The following is an 18,602-nucleotide window of genomic DNA, read 5'->3' as shown; positions in this document are numbered from 1 at the left end:
CGAAAACTGTCGGTGGCCGGTTGTACGTTCTGTGTGTGGACACTCTCAACGCCACTGTGGCGCTATTGAAGGAAATCACGTCGTCGGAAGCTCTTCGGGAGGTCAATGCTTCGCTGGATTCGTTGGGGGATGACGATGCCGTGGATGTCGCGGTGGCGGCGTCGGAGGGGATCGCGCGGTTGGAGGCGGTCCGGTTCCGTGCGTTGGGGCGGCTGAGCCGTCATCGTGACGGTGCCGCCAGTGTGGCGCAGGAGGTCGCGCTGGCTCTGTCCGTTGTGGACGGTCATGCTGCTGGGCTGGTGTCGACGGCCGAGGCGTTGACAACCCGCCTGCCGCGCACCCTGGGGTTGCTGGACCAGGGGAAAGTGGGCGGCTATGGGGCAATGAAGGTCGCCGCGGCCACGGCGTGGTTGTCCGACGAGGACGCGCGTGCGGTGGACAAGGTGTTGGAGGATCGGTTGCCGGGCCGGAACTCGGAGCAGATCCGGAAGGCGGCTGGTCATGCGGCGATGATGGCCGACCGTGACGGTGCCGCCCGGCGAACCGAACGGAACCGCGCCGGACGCCGCTTGACTGTGCGACACGGCGAAACCGGCGTGGCCTCCATCGAGGTCGAGGACGGGCCCGTCGAGAAGGTGGCTGCCGCCTACACCCGCATCGACCGCGAAGCACGGGCGTTGAGGGCCAGTGGGGAGACACGCACGCTGGAGCAGTTGCGGGCGGATGTCGCTCTTGACCTTCTGCTGGGCGGCCAAGGCGGGAAGAGTGAGCGGTCTGAGGTGTTCCTCTACATGGATCTGAACACCTACCTGGGGTTGAACGATGATCCTGCGGAGATGGCCGGGCATGGGCATATCCCGGCGCCTCTGGCCCGGCACATCGCTACCGGGCCGAATACGGTGCTGCGGCGGATCATCACCGCCCCGCTCTCCGGGCAGGTTCTGGATCTTGGCCGGAACCGGTACCGGCCCACCGCCGGGTTGGACGAGTTCGTGCGGGTGCGGGATCGTGAGTGCCGAAGACCTGGCTGCCACCGTGTGGCCCAAGCCTGCGACCTCGACCACTCACTGCCCTGGCAACACGGCGGGCATACCGCCGACACCGAACTCATCGACCTCTGCCGCCGCGACCACAGGTTGAAAGACGAACCCGGCTGGAACTACCAACTGAGCTCGGACGGCACCCTCACCATCACCACACCCACCGGACAACGACACGACAGCACACCCCCACCACTGCACCAACCCCGCACCGACGAACCACCACCATTCTGAACCGTCGCCGAAAAACGACAACGGCCACGTACCCGCGAACGACACCGACCTGCTCGCCGAAATACGACCACAGCTCATGGCCTTGTGGTGACCACACTGCGGCCTGACGGTGGCCGCAGAACTGGTTGCCGCGCACCGGCATCGCCGAAACGCGGCCACGATGGCACACGCCGCAGCGCCGCGAAGCCGACCGCCGCTTCGCCGCTCACCCGAGAACCACCAGTCTTCGTCGCCGAAAAACGACGACGTCCACCCGCGCGCCCCGCCGAACCAACCGAGTCCCACCAGTACCCAGCGCGACAACGCCACACCCCGGCAACCACCAACCCTGGCCGAACGTCCGTCGACGGAAAACGACCACACTGCCCACGCAGCAGTACGTGACCCGACCCGACCCGACCCCGTCTCTCAGCCCTGGGCCTCCGGCCCTCGTCGCCGAAAAACGGCGGCGCCCACCCGAAGCCCCCCGGCCAGTACCCTGCGCCACATCCCTACAGCCACAACCACTGCCGGTCGCCGAAAACAACCACGACCTCCGCGCACCCCGGTACCGCGAACCCGACCACCACGAACCTCACCGGTCGCCGAGAACCACTAAGACCCCGCGCACACCGGTACCGCGAACCCACCCCCTCGGCCTCATCGCCGAAAAACGGCCATGGCCCGATCGGCACCTGAGCCCGCTCATGCCCGTGTAACGGCGCCTACGCGACCAAACAGCGGCCTGATCATCTGCCGCCCATCGGCTTCACCGAAAGATCACCGAAAGATCGCCGAAAAACGGCAACACCCGAGCCCCAAAGCTCACCCCCGCGGAGCCCCCCTCATCACCCCGTCGACCACCTTCCTCGCCAGCACGATGAACAGCACGACCACAGGCAGCACCCCGATGGTCGCCGCGGTGAGCATCAGCGAGTAATCAGTGAAGTACCCGCTCGCCAGCCGCGACAACGCCACCTGGACGGTCGGATGCGCGTTGGGGTCGAGCACGATCAGGGGCCAGAAGAAGTCGTTCCACGCGGTCATGAAGGTCAGCATCGCGAGCACCGCCGCCTGCGGGCGGATGGCGGGCATGGCGACGTTCCAGAACAGCCGCACCGTCGAGCAGCCGTCCACGCGTCCGGCGTCCAGCAGTTCGCCCGGGATCGCCTCCTCGCACGCCTGCCGCATCCAGAACACGCTGAACGCGCCGACCAGCCCCGGCACGATCACCGCCTCCAGCCGTCCGTACCAGCCGAGTTCGCCGACCACCAGGTACAGCGGGATGACACCGAGCTGGGCGGGCACCATGGCGGTGCCGATGACCACCAGGAACAGCGAGTCGCGGCCGGGGAACCGCAGCCGCGCGAAGGCGAATCCGGCCATACTGGAGAGCAGCACGTTCGACACGGTCACCGTGCCGGCGACGATCAGCGAGTTCTGCATCGCCAGCCAGAAGTCGACGGTTCCGAAGACCCGCTCGACGTTCTCGATCAGGTTTCCGCCGGGCACCAGCGGCGGGGTCGTCTCCCCGAGGGCCGAGTTGTCCTTCGAGGACACCACGAACGACCAGTACAACGGGAAGATGGACGCGACGGCGACGGCGAGCAGCAGCCCGTAGACGACGAAACCGGTCCGTTCTCTCGCCGCCACGATCACTCACCGCCCCGCATGCGGCGTACGAGCGAGAAATTGACCAGCGCGAACACGGCCGAGAACAGGAAGAGCGACCACGCGATGGCCGCCGCGTATCCGGCGTCGAACGCGCCGAATCCCTTCTCGTACAAGTACATGGCCAGCGTCTGGAACTGCCGGTCGGCGCCACCGGTGCCGTTGACGCCGGTTTCGTCGAGCAGCTGCGGCTCGGCGAACAACTGCAACCCGCCGATGGTCGAGACGACGACGGTGAAGGCGATGGTCGGGCGGATCGCGGGCACCGTGATCGACCAGAAGCTCCGCCAGCGCGAGGCGCCGTCGAGCATCGCCGCGTCGTAACGCTCCTGCGGCACGGACTGCATGGCCGCCAGATAAAGCAGCGCGTTGTAGCCGGTCCAGCGCCACATCACCATCGCGCTCACCGCGACATGCGACGCGAACCGGTCCGACCGCCAGTCCACCGGATCGAGCCCCACCAGGCCCAGCACCCAGTTGACGACGCCGTAGTCCTCCGCGAACAGCTGGCTGAACACCAGCGCCACCGCGACCACCGAGACGACGTTGGGCAACAGCACACTGGCCCGCCACAGGGTCCGCGCCCGCAGGGGACGGTCGAGCAGGGCGGCGAGCCCGAGCGCGGCGAGCAGTTGCGGGACGGTCGAAAGGACGAAGATGCTGACCGTGTTGAAGAGCGCGTTGTAGAAATGCGGATCCTGGAACAGGACGGCGAAGTTGCCGAGCCCGGCGAACCCGGTGTCACCGTTGACCAGATGCCAGTGGTGCACCGCCACCCAGGCGGTGTAGAGCAGCGGGAAGAGACCGAACACGCCGAAGAGGACGTAGAACGGCGCGGTCATCAGGTATCCGGCGAGCCGCTCGCCCGTACGTTTCAAACGATGATCACCTTGACGCCTGCCCGGCCGATCTCGTCGAGCTCCCGCGGTTCGGCGCCGCGGTCGGTGATCAGGGTGTCGACGTCGCAGAGATCCCCGAACCGGGCGAAGTGGTCGTCGCCGATCTTGGTGTGATCGGCCAGCAGCACCGTCCGCCGCGCGGACGCGATGGCCGCGCGCTTCACCATCGCCTCGGCGGTGTCCGCGGTGGTGAGCCCCCGCTCGACGGAAAGGCCGCTGGTACTGAGGAAAGCGACGTCGACGAAGGTGTCCTTGAGGGCGTCGAGCGCCCAGCCGTCGACCGCGGCCATGGTGTGACCGCGCAGCCTTCCGCCGACCAGCATCACCGTGACGCCGGACCGGTTCGCGAGCGCGCACGCGTTCGGCAGCGAAGGGGTGACCACGGTCAGGTCACGGTCGGCGGGAACGAGGTTCGCCAGCCGGGCCAGGGTGGTGCCCGCGTCGAGCAGGATCGCGCCCCCATCGGGGATCTGCTCCAGCGCCGCGGCGGCGATACGGTCCTTCTCGGCGGTCATCACCGCGTCGCGGGCGTCGAGACCCGGCTCGATGCCCTGCCGTTCGACGGGGATCGCGCCGCCGTGCACCCGCCGCACCACTCCGCTGCGTTCCAGCGCCGTCAGATCGCGGCGGACGGTTTCGCTGGTGATCTCGAAAGCGGCCGCGAGCGTCGCCACGTCGACACGGCCGTTCCGCCTTGCCTGCTTGAGGATGGCGCGTTGCCGCTCTTCGGCGTACAACGGTCACCTCCTGCCATGGCGGACGAGCGGTCATGGCGACAATAGTTGGTTTCCCGCCGGTCCGACAACGGAACCCCCTCTGTCCATTGAGGACACTTCGCCGGTCGGCGACCATTGCCCGAAACTACGACAGGACTGCCCGTTTGGCCCGCAGGAAAGCCCGTTCAGTGTCGTTGGTGGCCAAGGTGATCGCTTCGTCGTAGGCGGCGACGGCTTCCGCGATCCGGCCTAGGCGGGACAGCAGATTCGCCCGCGTGGCGGGCAGATGGTGATAGCCGGGCAGGTCCAGCTCCTCGATATCAGCCAGCGCCGCGGCCGGGCCGTGCACCTCGGCGACGGCGACCGCGCGGTTGAGCGCGACGACCGGCGTCGGGGCGAGCCGCCACAGCTGGTCGTAGAGCGCCAGCACCTGCGTCCAGTCGGTCGACTCGCCGTCCGTGTGCACGGCGTTGATCGCGGCCTGCACCTGATACGGACCGGGCCGGCCGAGGCGCAGGCATCGCCGCACCAGTTCGTGTCCTTCGGCGATCAGTTCCCGGTTCCACAACGACCGGTCCTGCTCGGCGAGCACCACCAGCTCGCCGGAAGGCCCCACTCGTGCCGGCCGCCGCGCTTCGGTGAGCAGGAGCAGCGCCAGCAATCCGGTCACTTCCGGCTCGCCGGGCATCAGCTCCGCCAGCGCCCTCGCGAGCCGGATCGCCTCCAGGCAGAGGTCCGTCCGCAGCAGCTCACCGGACGTGGACGTGTACCCCTCGTTGAACACCAGATAGAGCACGGTGAGGACGGAGTCCAGCCGCTCGGGGAGTTCGCCGTCCCCCGGCACCCGGTACGGGATGCCCGCGTCGCGGATCTTCTTCTTCGCGCGGACGATCCGCTGGGAGACCGTCGTTTCCGGGACGAGGTACGCCCGCGCGATCTCCCCCACCTCGAGCCCGCCGAGCAGGCGCAGGGTGAGCGCCGCCCGCGCGGGCGGGGAAAGCGCCGGATGGCAGCAGGTGAAGATCATGCGGAGCTGGTCGTCGCGAACCGGCCCCGTCTCCCGCGGCTCGTCCGGCGCGTGCAGGAGCAACGCCTGGGCATGCCGCGCCTCGCGGGTGGATTCCCGGCGCAGCCGGTCGATCGCGCGGTTACGGGCGGTGGTCACGATCCACGCGCCCGGATTGGGCGGCGTCTCCTCCCACTTCTCGACCGCCGTCGCGAACGCGTCCTGGACGGCCTCCTCGGCGAGCGAGATGTCGCCGAGGAGGCGTGTCAGGGTGGCCACGCACCGGCCGTATTCCGCCCGGTAGATCCCGTCGAAGTCCATCACTGCCGCGACGACGGGTCGTCGAACGGCCGCACCTCGATCGGCTGGCCGCAGGCCAGCGCGCATTTCCGTGCCCAGGCGAGCGCCTCGTCGAGGTCTTCGACCTGGATCACCCAGAACCCGCCGAGCTGTTCCTTCGTCTCGGCGAACGGGCCGTCGGTGATCGTGGTCGTGCCGCCGGCGGGCCGGACGACCGTGGAGACGTCCGAATGCTCGAGCCCGCCGACGAAGACCCACGACCCGGCGGCCTTCATCTCGTCGGTGACCTTGCCCGTCCTGGCCAGCATCGCCCGGACCTCGTCCTCGGGCGCGTCCCGCTCGCTTTCATCGAGCTGGACGGCGAGCAGGTACTGCCTCATCGCGGACTCCCTCGATCGGTGAGGGCGGAAATCATTCCACGGTGACGGACTTCGCGAGGTTCCGGGGCTTGTCGATGTCGTGCCCGAGGATCAGCGCGGCGTGGTAGGCCAGCAGCTGCAGCGGGATCGTGAGCAGGATCGGGTCGAGTTCCGGCTCCGAACGCGGCACCACGAACCGCGGCACGTCGAGGTCGCCGAAGTCCACGTCGTCGTGGGTGATCGCCAGGACCTGCCCCTTGCGCGCCTTGATCTGCTGCATCGCGGCGAGGTTGCGGTCGGCGAGGTCGTCGGACGGCACGATCGCGACCGTCGGCAGCTCCTCGTCGATCAGCGCGAGCGGGCCGTGCTTGAGCTCCGAGGTCTGATAGGCCTCCGCGTGCCGGTACGAGATCTCCTTGAACTTCTGCGCGCCTTCCCGCGCCACCGGGAAGCCCCGGACCCGGCCGATGAAGAACAGGCTGCGCGCGTCCGCGCAGATCTTGGCGTGCTCGGCGATCTGGGACTCGGCCTCGACGATGGCCGCGACCTGCTTCGGCAGCGCCCGCAGTGCCGCGACGATGCGCTGCCCGTCCGCGTTGGACAGGTCGCGGACGCGGCCGAGGGCCAGCGCGATCATCGCGAAGCCGACGGCCATGTTGGTGAGCGCCTTGGTCGAAGCGACCGCGATCTCCGGGCCCGCGTGCAGGTACAGGCCGCCGTCGCAGGCCCGCGCGATCGTCGAGCCGACGACGTTCACGAGGCCGACCACCCGGCCGCCCTTGCGCTTGACCTCTTCGACGGCGAACGCGGTGTCCGCGGTCTCGCCGGACTGGCTGACCGCGATGTAGAGCGTGTCCGCTTCGATGATCGGGTTGCGGTAGCGGAACTCGGACGCCGCCTCCGCGTCGGCCGGGACCCGCGCCAGATCCTCGATCATGGTGGCGCCGATCTGGCCCGCGTAGTACGCCGAGCCGCAGCCGAGGATCTTCACCCGCGCGAAACCGCGCAGATCGCGAGGAGTCAGGTTCAGACCGTCCAAACGGGACACTCCGAACCGGTCGTCGAGCCGGCCCCGGATCATCCGCTCCAGGCATTCCGGCTGTTCCTGGATCTCCTTGTACATGTAGTGCTGGTGGCCGCCGAGGTCGAGGTCGTCGGCCTGGATGTCGATCGCGGTCGCGGCCTTGCCGGTGTCGCTCTCGTCGACGGTGAAGGTGCGGTAGCCGGTGGCCGAGACGCTGGCGAACTCGCCGTCGTCGAGGTGCACCACCTGCGAGGTGTGCCGGACCAGCGCGGACAGATCGCTGGCGACGAACATCTCCCGGTCGCCGACGCCGATGATCAGCGGCGAGCCGTTCCGCGCGACCACGACGCGATCGGGGTGCCCGGTGTCGGTCACGGCGATCGCGTAGGTGCCGGTGACCCGGGAGACGGCCTCGACGACCGCGTCTTCCAGCGTCTTCGCACTCGAACGCGCGATGAGGTGGGCGAGCACCTCGGTGTCGGTCTCCGACGACAGGGTCACCCCGGCCTGGGTGAGCTGCTCCCGCAGCGCGTCGGCGTTGTCGATGATCCCGTTGTGCACCACGGAGATCCGGCCGTCTTCGGAGACGTGCGGATGGGCGTTCGCCTCGGTCGCGGGACCGTGCGTCGCCCACCTCGTGTGCCCGATGCCGACCTTGCCCGCGAGCCGTTTGGGCAGCGCCGCCGTCAGGTTCCGCACCCGCCCCACGATCCGGTGCACCTGGGCGCCCTTACCGCCGAGGACGGAGATCCCGGCCGAGTCGTAGCCGCGGTACTCCAGCCGCGTCAGCCCCTCGATCAGGATCGGAGCGGCGTTCTGGCCGCCGATGTAGCCGACGATTCCGCACATGACGAGTCAACCTCACAAAAGAAAACGGACGGGTGTGGTCCGTCAGCCGTAGACGATGCGGCGCAGCTGCCGCTCGGACAGGTCGGGAGGAGCGACGAGACGGCGGCTCAGCTCGCCGGCGATCAGGGGGAAGATCTCGGGGTTCTTCCTGCCCTCCGCCTGCAACTGGGCATGCCGCGAACGGACGTACTGCTCGGCGGGTTGCCGGTAGAACGCCAGTACGTCCTCGACGACACGGGCGGCGATGGCCGTCGACAAACCTGTCGACAAGGCCACCTGCTCGACGATGTCCGCGTCCTCCACGGAGCTCATCATGCACATCCGACTTCCGGAACGCCAGTTCTTGCCCGAAATCGGGCAAGAACTGGCTCTTGGGACTGTCAGAACCGTCACTCCTCCACCGGCGGCCGCGCATAGGATCGGGTCATGCTCGAAACCCTGCTCACGCCGGAGACCAGGACCGATCCGTACCCGTTCTACCGCCAGGTCTTCGACCGCGGCCCGGTCTTCGCGGCCGCCGACGGGTTCTTCGTGGTCAGCGGGTTCGAAGAGGCGTCCGCCCTGCTCAAGAACCCCGCGTTCGGCCACGGGGAGCCGGAGGTGCTGCCGGATCCCCACGAGAACGAGCCGGTGGACGAGCGGGGCCGGGTGGTCCGGTCGTTCCTCGCGCTCGACCCGCCGGATCACACGCGGCTGCGGCGGCTGGTCTCCAAGGCGTTCACCCCGAGGATGATCGAGCAGCTCGCCCCGAGGATCGGGGAGCTGGCGAAAGAGCTCGTGGCGAAAGCGCTCGAAATGGGCGAATTCGACCTGATGACCGAGATCGCGAAGCCGTTGCCGGTCGTCGTCATCAGCGAGATGCTCGGCGTGCCCTTGGCCGACCGCGAGCGTTTCGAAGGGTGGTCGCACGCCATGGGGCGCGCACTCGACCCGTCGTTCCTGATCGCGCAGGAGACCGTCGCGGCGGCCGTCGCGGCCCGGCGCGAGTTCGTCGCCTACTTCCGTGAGCTGGCGAAGGAACGACGGAAGCGGCCGACCGGCGACCTGTTCTCCGATCTGGTGTCGGTCTCCGACGAGGGCGACAGGCTCAGCGAAGGCGAACTGGTGATCACCGCGATGCTCCTGCTGGTGGCCGGGCACGAGACGACGACCAACCTGATCGGCAACGGGATCCTCGCGCTGCTGAACCATCCGGAGCAGCACCGGAAACTCGCCGAAGACCGGTCGAAGATCCCGAACGCGGTCGAGGAGATGCTCCGGTACGACTCCCCCGTCCAGCTGACGACCCGGCTCGCCCTGCGGGACACGACGATCGGGGACGAGACCGTCGGCGAAGGCGCCCAAGCGGTCGTGCTGCTGGGAGCGGCCAACCGCGACCCGCGCACGCACGAGAGGCCGGACCGCTTCGACGTGGATCGTCCCTCGCCGAGGCATCTCGCGCTGGGACAGGGCATCCACTTCTGTCTCGGCGCCCCGCTCGCCCGACTGGAGGGCCGGACCCTGTTCGAGGCGCTGCTCGGCGCCGGCCGTGCCTTCCACCGGACCGCCGATCCGGTCTGGGTCAAGCAGGTGACGCTGCGCGGCCTCGAAAGCCTGCGGCTCGAATTCGCCTGAAAGTCCGGTTTTCGACCTTAGGCGGTTGCCGACCGGCGCCGGACTGCGCATGCTTTGCGCCAACCCGGCGTCGGTGGGGGTGCTCATGTACCAGGAACGCGAGGTCAGATCCGGCCCGTTCCATCGCGCGCTTTCCGAGGCGGTGGAACATCGCGGCCTTTCCCTGTCCCGTATCCGCGCACATCTGGCGGCTCGCGGCGTTTCCGTGGCCGAATCGACCTTGAGCTACTGGCAGCGCGGGCTCCGGCATCCGTCGACACCGCGTTCGCTCGACGTCGTCCGCGCGCTCGAAGCGGTGCTGGGCCTGCCGCCGGACAGTCTCATCGTCCTGATCGGCCCGCAGCGGCGATCGGCGGGCGACGACCGCAGGCCCTCGGTGGCCGAACTGCGGCGGAGCTGGGCCGAGACCTGTTCACTGCTGGACGAACTGAGTACGGCACCCGGCGCGGAGGGCAACGCGAAGCTCGACGTCGTGACCGTCGTCGACGTGCTGACCTTGACCGGCGAAGGCCGGATCTCGGAGATCACCTCGACCATGGTGGTGCGGGCGCGGGAGCCCGGCGCGGACGGTTTCGTGGTGACCCATCAGGACGAGCCAGGCACGGACATGGAGGCCACGACGGTCTTCGCCACCGACGGCTGCCGAAGAGGCAGAGTGCGCCGAAGCGCCACGTCGCCGGGGATGGTGTTCGAGCTCCTCTTCGACCGCGGCCTGGCCGAAGGGGAGACGCACACCTTCGCGTTCACCTTGCGGCTGACCGCGTCGGTCCGTTCGACCTGCTTCCACCGGACGGTGCGGTCGCGTATGTCGGCGTATCTGCTCCGCATGCGTTTCGACGGCTGCGCGCTCCCCGCGCGCTGCGTCAAAACCGTGCGGGAGCGCGAAGAACTCGCTCCCGTGGTCAGCGAGCCGCTGCATCCCGGGCCGGGTGCGACGGTCAGTGCCTACTTCGAGGAACTCGACGTCGGCATCGCGGGGATCGACCTCATCTGGGAGTGAGACGGCGCCGCCACCACACGGCGACGAGCACGACACCCACTCCGGCCGTGATCAAGCCGGCGACGATCGCGACGGGAATCCCTGTGTCGGCAGGCGGGGGCTCCGGCTGTGTGAAGCCGATCCCGCCGCCGCGCTGGTAGTCCGATCCCGGCAGCTTGTCGGCGTAGCGGCCGTGTACTTCCCTTTGGTAGTCGGAAAGCGGGACGAACTTCCCCACCGGCGACTGCGGCAGGCTCGCCCGCAGCAGCACGACGCCGTCTGGGCCCAGTTCGTACCAGCCGTTGATCTGGGGTTCGTTGAGCAGGACCGAACCGGGCTTCAGCCGCGCGCTCAAGGTCTCTTCGTCGTTGCCGGAGAACACGCTCGCCGCCACCCACTTCCCCGGCGCCTCGGGCATCGCCTGCAGCGTCGCCTTCTGCCCGGAATCCGCGGTGGCCGTCACGGCGACGGATCTGAGCACGCCCGCCGGCGCCCCCGCGACGCCCCTGACGAAGTCGGGATTGAGGGTGTAGACCGGGATTCCCTTCTCCCCCATGGTGATCTGGCGCGGCTCGAGCTGGTCGACCTGCCGGAAGTTCGATCTCGCGAGACCGATCGCGTCGGGCTGCCCGGCGACACGCACGGCCGCCGCGAGGTCGCCGTCCGAGGGCGGGACGACACCTTCGCTCGCCGAGGCGGGCAGCGTGGCGGGCAGCAGCGTCGCGACGGCCACCGCGAGACAACCGGCGAACTTCCGGCAGATCGTGTCCATATCGGCGGCTCAGCCCTTCCGGATGTTGACGATGGTGTCGTTCCAGCGGAACTGGCCGTTGCTGCGGTACTGGTTGTAGTTCCAGGTCTGGTAACGCTGGTAGGTGGGCCACGGGTCGCCGACCATGATCGACTGGTTCGCCGAGTCGTAGCCGTAGATCACCTCGGCGTGGCCACCGCCGGAGGTCCAGTAGATCCCCGTCAGGTTCAGGATCCCGGCGTCGATCTGGCTGACGACCGAGCTGAAGCCGATCGGGCCGCCCGCGTCCTGCGCGGAGAAACCGGTGCCGCGGAAACCGCGGACGATCTCGTAGATCTGGGCGGGCTGGTTCGGGCAGTAGCCCGCCGACGTGCCCTTGCCCGCGGCGCAGAACTGGGCCTGGGTGGCGGTGCCGCCCATCGACCGCTCGATACTCGAACCGTCCGCCGCCCAGCACCATTGGTCGTACTGCTGCACCTGCTGGGTGTAGTTCAGCTGCTTGGACGCGGACGTCGCGGCGATCGTCGTCGCGGTCCCGGCCACCGGTGCGATCTCCCGCACTTGAGTGTGCGTCTTGGTCTGGATCAGGCCGCTGGGCCGGTCCCCGTCGCCGGACTGCGCCAACGCGGTGGCGGGCAGCATGCTCAGCGCGAAGACGGCGGCTCCGGTCGCCAGCGCGGCCCTCGAAAGGCTCTTCACAGATGTCTCCTTTGACACTGGGGTGGGGAGATCACCGTGCGCCGCCCCGGCTTCGGGAACAACGCCCTCACCAGGCGCGAAGGAGCCGCTGTGATCGTTCACGGTCCGCCAACCGGCGGAGCGCGAGCCGCCGCGCAAGATTCACGGCACCTTCACAGAGGCTGTGAATCCGCCACGGGTGTCGCGAGGGTGGTGGGCCGGGACCGGCCCCGCAAGGTGACGTCCTCCGTCGCCTTCCACTGTGTGGCCTCGGTTTCGGCGGCCGACTCGATCGCCGTCCACGAAGCGAGCAGCCGGGCTTCGACGTTCTTCGCCAGCTCGGTGAGCCGGGCCGCCTCGTTGACCGGATCGCCGATCACCGTGTACTCGAACCGGCGCGGGTCGCCGACGTTCCCGGCGACCACCTCACCCGTCGCCACACCGATCCCGGCCGGGCATTCCGGCACCTCCGCGGCCAGCCTGCGCGCGATCGCCCGGCCCGCGGAAAGCGCGAGGGTGGCGTGATCCGCCAGCCGTACCGGCGCGCCGAAGATCGCGAGCGCGGCGTCGCCGACGAACTTGTTGACCAGCCCGTGGTTGCGATCGACCTCGTCGACCACCACCGCGAAGAACCGGTTGAGCAGGCCGACGACCTCCTCGGGCGGGCGGCTCGCGGCCAGCGCGGTCGAGCCGATCAGGTCGACGAACAGCACCGACACCGTCCGCACCGTGCCACCGAGTTCGGCCGACGTGCGCATCGCCTCGCTCGCGACGTCCTCGCCGACATGCCTGCCGAACAGGTCCCGCAAACGTTCGCGTTCGGCGAGGCCCGCCGCCATCCCGTTGAAACCCGCTTGCAGCAGACCGAGTTCGGTGCCGTCGTAGACCGGGATCTCCACGGCGAAATCACCCGCCCGGACCCGGCCGAGCGCGTGCTGCACCGACCGGATCGGGTTCACCACGGCACGCGCGGTGAACACCGTCACCAGCAGACCGAAGACCAGTACCACCAGCCCGAGCGCGATCACCGAGATGGCGAGCTTCGTCGTCGACACGTCGCCGCGCGCCCACGCCAGCACCGCGGTGACCACCAGCCCCGCCACCGGCACCCCGGTGCCGAGGCACCAGAACAGGAGCATCCGCAGGTTCACGCCCGCGCTGAGCGGCCGCGACGGCAAGGTGCCGGACAACGCGAGCGCCGCGTACGGCCGCAGGATGAATTCCCCTGCCAGGTAGGCGATCGCGCAGACGACCACGCCCGCGAAGGCGACGACGAGCAGTTCGGTGAGCACGACCCGCGGCTGCACCAGCGCGGCCAGCACGCCGAACACCACGGTCGCGATACCCCACAGCACCGCCTGGACCAACGTCAGGCGCAACGGGACCCGAAGGCTCGACGCGCGCTCCTCGTCGGTCGGCGTCCGGCCCTCGGCCGCCCATCGCAACGTCCGCAGCGCGCCGCGGGTGCCCCACAGCGCGCCGACCACCACGGCGGAGATCACGTAGACCGGAACCGCGATCGCGGTCACCCGGATCAGGTCACCGGACATCCCGGGAGCGGGCATGAGCAGTGCCGCCAGCCCGACCACGACCAGCGCGCCGATGACGTTGGTCGCGATCAGTGTCCCGGTGAGCAGCCCCTGGACGCGACGGCGCAACACGGCCGGGTCCTGATCGAGCGGGCCGAGCAGCCAGGAGCCGAACGGCCCCTGCCCGCGGCCCCGAACAGAGGAGTCGTTGTCTTCTCGCACCCGTGTCCCGCCGTTCACCCGGTTTGAGTGAACGACTGTACACCGAAAGGGCCGTGGCCGTCAGCGGACGGTGCCGGAGCCGATCAGCGTGGTGGCGTCGAGTTCGGTCACCCCTTCGGCACGCAAGGACTCCAGATAGCGCTCGCGCACCCGCTCGACGACGCCGGGCTCGAGGTCGGCGAGCAGCCCGCGGAACCCGGAGCCGATGACGACCAGCCAGGCGATCTCCGGCGTCATGGTCAGCCGCAGTTCGTTGACCACGACGTCCACATCGGACAGATTCCGCTCGGAAAGCCAGTCCGCGTAGGTGTCGGCCTGGTCGATGCGATCGATCAACCCGGGCTCACGCTCGGCGGGCGGCGCCGACTCGGTCACCGCGGCGACCGCGCGGCCGAGATGACGACCCGCGGCCACCATGGAGCCGCCGCGCCAGATCGTGAACACGGCCCGCCCGCCGGACCGCGCCCTGGCGATCAGCCGATCGGTGCCGTCGGTCATGTCGGGGAAGAAGAAGATACCGAGCGCGGCCTGGACGACGTCGTAGCCGCCGGTGTCCCACGCCGTCGCGTCCGCCTCGTGCGCGCGCAGCTGCGGCAAATCGGCCGCGAGACGGCGCAACTCGCCGATCATCGGACCGGAGAGATCGATCGCGTCCACCACACCCCCGGGACCGACCGCGTGCGCCGCCGGAATCGCCGAAGCACCGGTGCCGCAGCAGGCGTCGAGGACACGGTCACCTTCGGCAAGCCTGGCGGCCTTCACCGTGGCCGCGCCGATCGGCTCCCACAGATACCGCCCGAGCGCGGCGAAATCGGCGGCGGCCGCGTCGAAAGCGCGCTGGGTTCCCACTTCGCGAGAGGACATGCCGCGACGATATCCGTTCCGCGCCTCGTGAGTGGTAAGGATGGTTCTAACCGTCCTTACCACTCACGAGGCGCGAAAGGGTGGCGGTGCCGTCGAAGAGCGCCCGCGAGCGCGCCGTGATCCCGGCGTCCCTGGCGGCGAGCGCGGAAGCGACGTCCTCCAGCCGCCGGGATCGCCGCAGTTCCGGCATCAGCGCGCGCAGGGGCGCGACGCGGTAGCCCGCCAGCCGCAGCTGATGCACGATCCGCGCGTCCCGCACCTGCGACGGCGTGTACCGCCGCGTCCCCCGCGGATCGCGTCCGGGCACGACGAGGCGTTCCGTGTCCCAGTGCCGCAGGGTCGACGGGCGCACGCCGAGCGCCGACGCCAGTTCGGAGACGCTCATCGAGTCCGACCCGCGTACGTCTTCGATCGGTTCCCCGGAGATCACCCGGACGGCTTCCTTGGCGTCCCGGAGGTCCGCGCGTTCGGCGTCGAGCCCGGCGTGGGCCGCGTCGAGGAGCGCGAGGACTTCCGGGAGCGGATCCCGGTGGAGGGCGCGGACGATCTTCTTGGCCTCGACCGGCCCCACCGCCGAGGCGAGCGCGCGGTAGGCCAGCGCCGACAGGAGGTGGACCTCGCCGTAGCTCCGGTAGCCCGAAGCCGTCCGCGCCGCCGCCGGGAGCACGCCGTCGCGTTCGAGGTTCCGCACCTGCTGGACGGAGTATCCCGACCGGCGCGCGACCTCCGCCGTGCGCATCGATTTGAGACTTGACACCTTCACTCCGTCGAAAACGCGCTCGAACCCTCCATAAGCACTTTAATGCCACGCTTGAGCACATGACCATCGAAGAGATCATCGGCCTCGTCTCGGGCCTCGACGGGGTCCTGACCCTCACCCCGGGTCCGGGCGACGAATGGCCGGAGCTCAGCTGGGGCGACGCGTTCTTCTACTACTCTCCCGACGGCGTCGTCCCGACGAACGTCCAGCCCTTCGCGACGATCGTGACCAAGAACTACCCCGGCGACGAGACCTCGCGGCTGGACCGCCCGGACACGTTCCGCGTGAACATCCACGCCGGCAAGAAGGAGTTCGCCCGGCGGCTCGGCCAGGACCCCGCCGCCACCGACACCCTGATCGCCCATCCCGTGTACGGGAACGCGGGCTGGCTGGCGGTGGTGAACCCGGCGGACGACACCGAAGCGGTCACCCGCGAACTGCTCGAAACGGCCTACCGGCTGGCTCGCACCCGTTACGAGCGGCGGGCGGACCGCTAGACCGCATATCGTGGGGAGGTGGGCCGGAACCTTCCAACCCGTGAGCGGCTCAGGCCGGTCGACCTCGCGCGCGAGCACGGCCTGTCCGCACAGGCGGTCCGCAATTACGAAGCGGACGGCATCCTCCCCGCCGCCGAACGCGGTCCGCAGGGCTATCGCACCTACACGCCACTCCACGCGCAAGCCCTGCGCGCGTTCCTCGCCCTCGTGCCGGGGCACGGCCACGCGACGGCGGCGGCGATCATGCGGGCGGTCAACCAGGACTCGGTCGAGGAGGCGCTCCGGCTCGTCGACGAGAGCCACGCGCAGCTGCTCGACGACCGCCGCACCCTCCAGGACGTCGCGGCCGCGCTCCGCGATCTCGAACCTGTGCCGCAGGAGCGGGGCGGGGTGTTCGTCGGCCCGCTGTCCCGGAAACTCGGCGTCCGGCCCGCCACCCTGCGCGAATGGGAACGGGCGGGCCTTCTCCGTCCCGGACGCGACCCCAGGACCGGCTACCGCGTCTACAACGCGGCCGACGTGCGCGACGCGAAGCTGACCCACCAGCTGAGGCGGGGCGGCTACCTCCTGGAGCGGATCGCGCCCGTGCTCGACCAGGTCCGCTCGGCGGGCGGGGTCGTTCCGCTCGAGTCGACGCTGCGCGACTGGCACGCCCGGCTCTCGGCGAGGGGACGTGCCCTGCTCTCCGGCGCCGCCGCGCTGGACGCCTACCTCGCTGACACTTTTGGGACAATGGCACTTCCGCGCAATTGAATACGCGGGGCAATTCGCGTTCCCCGCATACGAAAGTAGGTCCGCGATCACGGATCCTACTTTCGGCGCTACGGCATGCCGTACGGGCGCTCGTACTGTGCGTCACGTCGAGATGAACCGCCCGGTCCCCTGCGCTTTCCGAACATATTCCGGCGGTTCGTCGTTCCCTCCTTATCGAAGGAAATTCGCATGCGAATTCGCGGACCCGTCATGCTCACCCTGTTCAGCGTCTGTGCCGGGATCGGCGCGCTCGCCGTCCCGGCGACCGCCGCGCCGGTCACCGCCTACGACCAGACGATGCTCGAGACGCTCGCCGCCCAGCTCAAGGTCAGCCCGCTTCAGGCCGCCCAGAAGCTGGACCACGAGAAGAACCTGATCGCGTCGCTGGAGAACGTCAGAACCCGTGGCCTTCACACCGACGGCGCGTACTTCGACAACGCCGGTGCCCTCGTGGTGAACGCCGACGCCGGCTCCGCGAAGGAGCTTCGCTCGGCCGGTCTGACCCCGCGCACCGGTGCCCGCGGCGAGAACGCGCTGAACGCCCTGTCCGCCAAGGTCGGCACGGTGATCGGCAAGGACGTCACCCAGGTGCAGTCGTGGGGTCCGGAACTCGCGGCCGACCAGGTCGTCGTCACCGTGCAGCCGGGCGCCGACAGCGCCCTCGTGCGACGGCTCACCGCGCTGCCGGGCGTCGCGGTCCAGACCGGTGTCGCCAACGGGAACACCACGCAGGCCGACGTCATCCCCGGCCAGATCATGGACCTCGTCCCCGGCACCAACTGCTCGCTGGGCTTCCCCGGCACCACCAGCAGCGGCAACAACGTGCTGCTCACCGCCGGGCACTGCGTCGAGGGCAACCCGGACATCCTGAACCGCAGCGGTGTCCACATCGGCCGCGGCGTGGCCACCCAGTTCCCGTCGGCCGACATGGGCCTGATGGACATCGACGCCGAGGACACCGGCCGCGGTTACGTGGACACCCGCATGGGCACCACGGTGCGGATCACCGGCAGCTCGAAGGCGCCGGTCGGCACCACGCTGTGCAAGGCGGGCAACACCACCGGCTGGACCTGCGGCAAGATCACCGCGTACAACCAGACCGTCCGCTACAGCGGCGAAAGCGTCGCCACCACCGGGCTGGCGAAGTCGACCGTCTGCACCGAGGGCGGTGACAGCGGCGGCGCCTACATCGCGGGCAACACCGCGCAGGGCATGACCTCCGGCGGCCCCGCCGACGGGCACGACTGCGGCTGGAACCAGGGTGCCAACGCCACCGGTTCGTACTCCTTCTACCAGCCCGTCGTGGACGCGGCGAACAAGTACGGGGTCACGCTGACCCGTTCCTGATCGAAGATCGACGATGACGGGGAGCGGCGGCTCCCCGTCATCGTCGTCTCTCAGGAACTGAGGATCTGCTCGCGCAGGATGTCCGCGTGTCCGCCGTGCTGGGCGAGCTCCCGCAGCATGTGCAGATACACCCAGCGCAACGGGAGCGGTCCGCGCCGGTTCCCGTGCAGCAGGTCGTCCAGATCGAGGGCGGCCGCGGCCTTGCGGGACACCTCGCAGGCTTCGCGGTACGCCTGCCGCACGGAGTCGATCGTGTCCTCCTCGGTGAGGATGAACGATTCGTCAGGCGTCTCGGGAAGGCCGATCTCGGTCCGCGGGCGGCAGGTGACGGCTTCGACGAACCACACCTTCTCCACGAAGGTCGCGTGCTTCACCAGGCCGAGCAGGGTCGTCCGGGAGGGGACGAGCGACCGGCGGGCCTGTTCCTCGGTCAGCCCCTCCAGGGACTGGTCGAGCACACGGCGATGCTCGTCGAGGAAGACCTCGAACTGCTCGCGGAACGGGTGATTCAGGACTTCCAGCGTGGACATG

The 18,602-nt window shown here is 69.3% G+C and carries 19 protein-coding genes; 6 read left to right on the top strand and 13 right to left on the bottom strand.

Annotated features, from left to right (window positions below; translation table 11 throughout):
* The first annotated feature begins 35 nt into the window (after positions 1-35).
* The gene (locus ACFWIW_RS05675) at positions 36-1,274 is read left to right on the top strand and encodes a DUF222 domain-containing protein (RefSeq protein ID WP_378367324.1); all 1,239 of its coding nucleotides are present in this window, start codon (positions 36-38) and stop codon (positions 1,272-1,274) included.
* 804 nt (positions 1,275-2,078) lie between these two features.
* Here ACFWIW_RS05675 and ACFWIW_RS05670 read toward each other — a convergent pair.
* The 7 genes from ACFWIW_RS05670 to ACFWIW_RS05640 form a co-directional block, all read right to left on the bottom strand.
* Positions 2,079-2,906: a carbohydrate ABC transporter permease gene (locus tag ACFWIW_RS05670; RefSeq protein ID WP_378367323.1), complete on the bottom strand. Its 828-nt coding sequence runs from the start codon at positions 2,904-2,906 to the stop codon at positions 2,079-2,081.
* Positions 2,907-2,908: 2 nt separating this feature from the next.
* Positions 2,909-3,802 (bottom strand): carbohydrate ABC transporter permease, encoded by an 894-nt coding sequence (locus ACFWIW_RS05665; RefSeq protein WP_378367322.1) that lies wholly within the window; start codon positions 3,800-3,802, stop codon positions 2,909-2,911.
* Positions 3,799-4,560 (bottom strand): DeoR/GlpR family DNA-binding transcription regulator, encoded by a 762-nt coding sequence (locus ACFWIW_RS05660; RefSeq protein WP_378367321.1) that lies wholly within the window; start codon positions 4,558-4,560, stop codon positions 3,799-3,801. The genes ACFWIW_RS05665 and ACFWIW_RS05660 overlap by 4 nt, the downstream gene beginning before the upstream one ends.
* Positions 4,561-4,684: 124 nt before the next feature.
* Positions 4,685-5,866 (bottom strand): RNA polymerase sigma factor, encoded by a 1,182-nt coding sequence (locus ACFWIW_RS05655; RefSeq protein WP_378367320.1) that lies wholly within the window; start codon positions 5,864-5,866, stop codon positions 4,685-4,687.
* Positions 5,866-6,225, bottom strand: a complete 360-nt coding sequence (locus ACFWIW_RS05650) for a YciI family protein (protein WP_378367319.1) — start codon at positions 6,223-6,225, stop codon at positions 5,866-5,868. The genes ACFWIW_RS05655 and ACFWIW_RS05650 overlap by 1 nt, the downstream gene beginning before the upstream one ends.
* Before the next feature lie 31 nt (positions 6,226-6,256).
* Positions 6,257-8,077, bottom strand: a complete 1,821-nt coding sequence (gene glmS / locus ACFWIW_RS05645; RefSeq protein ID WP_378367318.1) for a glutamine--fructose-6-phosphate transaminase (isomerizing) — start codon at positions 8,075-8,077, stop codon at positions 6,257-6,259.
* Between the two features lie 42 nt (positions 8,078-8,119).
* The gene (locus ACFWIW_RS05640; RefSeq protein WP_038522954.1) at positions 8,120-8,392 is read right to left on the bottom strand and encodes a hypothetical protein; all 273 of its coding nucleotides are present in this window, start codon (positions 8,390-8,392) and stop codon (positions 8,120-8,122) included.
* Positions 8,393-8,503: 111 nt separating this feature from the next.
* On the opposite strand from ACFWIW_RS05640, the gene ACFWIW_RS05635 reads away from it, so the two are divergent.
* The gene (locus tag ACFWIW_RS05635) at positions 8,504-9,691 is read left to right on the top strand and encodes a cytochrome P450 (protein ID WP_378367317.1); all 1,188 of its coding nucleotides are present in this window, start codon (positions 8,504-8,506) and stop codon (positions 9,689-9,691) included.
* A gap of 25 nt (positions 9,692-9,716) precedes the next feature.
* On the top strand, positions 9,717-10,691 hold the full coding sequence (locus ACFWIW_RS05630) for an XRE family transcriptional regulator (protein WP_378367316.1): 975 nt from the start codon (positions 9,717-9,719) through the stop codon (positions 10,689-10,691).
* Here ACFWIW_RS05630 and ACFWIW_RS05625 read toward each other — a convergent pair.
* From ACFWIW_RS05625 to ACFWIW_RS05605, 5 genes are all read right to left on the bottom strand, one after another.
* Positions 10,678-11,442: a hypothetical protein gene (locus ACFWIW_RS05625; protein WP_378367315.1), complete on the bottom strand. Its 765-nt coding sequence runs from the start codon at positions 11,440-11,442 to the stop codon at positions 10,678-10,680. The two genes, ACFWIW_RS05630 and ACFWIW_RS05625, sit on opposite strands and share 14 nt — an antisense overlap.
* Positions 11,443-11,451: 9 nt before the next feature.
* A complete protein-coding gene (locus ACFWIW_RS05620; protein ID WP_378367314.1) occupies positions 11,452-12,120 on the bottom strand; it encodes a papain-like cysteine protease family protein in 669 nt (222 codons plus the stop codon).
* A 152-nt stretch (positions 12,121-12,272) separates the two neighbouring features.
* Complete coding sequence (locus tag ACFWIW_RS05615) at positions 12,273-13,850, bottom strand: adenylate/guanylate cyclase domain-containing protein (RefSeq protein WP_378367313.1); 1,578 nt, start codon at positions 13,848-13,850, stop codon at positions 12,273-12,275.
* A 60-nt stretch (positions 13,851-13,910) separates the two neighbouring features.
* Complete coding sequence (locus ACFWIW_RS05610; protein WP_378367312.1) at positions 13,911-14,714, bottom strand: methyltransferase domain-containing protein; 804 nt, start codon at positions 14,712-14,714, stop codon at positions 13,911-13,913.
* Positions 14,715-14,760: 46 nt separating this feature from the next.
* Positions 14,761-15,471, bottom strand: a complete 711-nt coding sequence (locus tag ACFWIW_RS05605) for a MerR family transcriptional regulator (RefSeq protein ID WP_378367311.1) — start codon at positions 15,469-15,471, stop codon at positions 14,761-14,763.
* 62 nt (positions 15,472-15,533) lie between these two features.
* On the opposite strand from ACFWIW_RS05605, the gene ACFWIW_RS05600 reads away from it, so the two are divergent.
* The 3 genes from ACFWIW_RS05600 (at position 15,534) to ACFWIW_RS05590 (ending at position 18,071) form a co-directional block, all read left to right on the top strand.
* A complete protein-coding gene (locus ACFWIW_RS05600) occupies positions 15,534-15,971 on the top strand; it encodes a DUF6194 family protein (protein WP_378367310.1) in 438 nt (145 codons plus the stop codon).
* Between the two features lie 18 nt (positions 15,972-15,989).
* Positions 15,990-16,724, top strand: coding sequence for a TioE family transcriptional regulator (locus ACFWIW_RS05595; protein ID WP_378367309.1), 735 nt, complete (start codon positions 15,990-15,992; stop codon positions 16,722-16,724).
* A 189-nt stretch (positions 16,725-16,913) separates the two neighbouring features.
* The gene (locus ACFWIW_RS05590; protein ID WP_378367308.1) at positions 16,914-18,071 is read left to right on the top strand and encodes a S1 family peptidase; all 1,158 of its coding nucleotides are present in this window, start codon (positions 16,914-16,916) and stop codon (positions 18,069-18,071) included.
* A 50-nt stretch (positions 18,072-18,121) separates the two neighbouring features.
* Here ACFWIW_RS05590 and ACFWIW_RS05585 read toward each other — a convergent pair whose 3' ends face one another.
* A complete protein-coding gene (locus tag ACFWIW_RS05585; protein ID WP_378367307.1) occupies positions 18,122-18,601 on the bottom strand; it encodes a DinB family protein in 480 nt (159 codons plus the stop codon).
* Between the last annotated feature and the right edge of the window lies 1 nt (position 18,602).

This window comes from Amycolatopsis sp. NPDC058340, assembly GCF_042723975.1.
In the GTDB taxonomy this organism is placed as follows: domain Bacteria; phylum Actinomycetota; class Actinomycetes; order Mycobacteriales; family Pseudonocardiaceae; genus Amycolatopsis.
This window is presented reverse-complemented; position numbering and strand designations above follow the sequence as displayed.

Excerpts from the sequence above, each read along its gene's own strand:
- ACFWIW_RS05655 (WP_378367320.1), bottom strand. The coding sequence starts at position 5,866 with ATGGACTTCGACGGGATCTACCGGGCGGAATACGGCCGGTGCGTGGCC.
- ACFWIW_RS05650 (WP_378367319.1), bottom strand. The coding sequence starts at position 6,225 with ATGAGGCAGTACCTGCTCGCCGTCCAGCTCGATGAAAGCGAGCGGGAC.
- glmS (WP_378367318.1), bottom strand. The coding sequence starts at position 8,077 with ATGTGCGGAATCGTCGGCTACATCGGCGGCCAGAACGCCGCTCCGATC.
- ACFWIW_RS05640 (WP_038522954.1), bottom strand. The coding sequence starts at position 8,392 with ATGATGAGCTCCGTGGAGGACGCGGACATCGTCGAGCAGGTGGCCTTG.
- ACFWIW_RS05635 (WP_378367317.1), top strand. The coding sequence starts at position 8,504 with ATGCTCGAAACCCTGCTCACGCCGGAGACCAGGACCGATCCGTACCCG.
- ACFWIW_RS05625 (WP_378367315.1), bottom strand. The coding sequence starts at position 11,442 with ATGGACACGATCTGCCGGAAGTTCGCCGGTTGTCTCGCGGTGGCCGTC.
- ACFWIW_RS05610 (WP_378367312.1), bottom strand. The coding sequence starts at position 14,714 with ATGTCCTCTCGCGAAGTGGGAACCCAGCGCGCTTTCGACGCGGCCGCC.
- ACFWIW_RS05600 (WP_378367310.1), top strand. The coding sequence starts at position 15,534 with ATGACCATCGAAGAGATCATCGGCCTCGTCTCGGGCCTCGACGGGGTC.
- ACFWIW_RS05590 (WP_378367308.1), top strand. The coding sequence starts at position 16,914 with ATGCGAATTCGCGGACCCGTCATGCTCACCCTGTTCAGCGTCTGTGCC.
- ACFWIW_RS05585 (WP_378367307.1), bottom strand. The coding sequence starts at position 18,601 with ATGTCCACGCTGGAAGTCCTGAATCACCCGTTCCGCGAGCAGTTCGAG.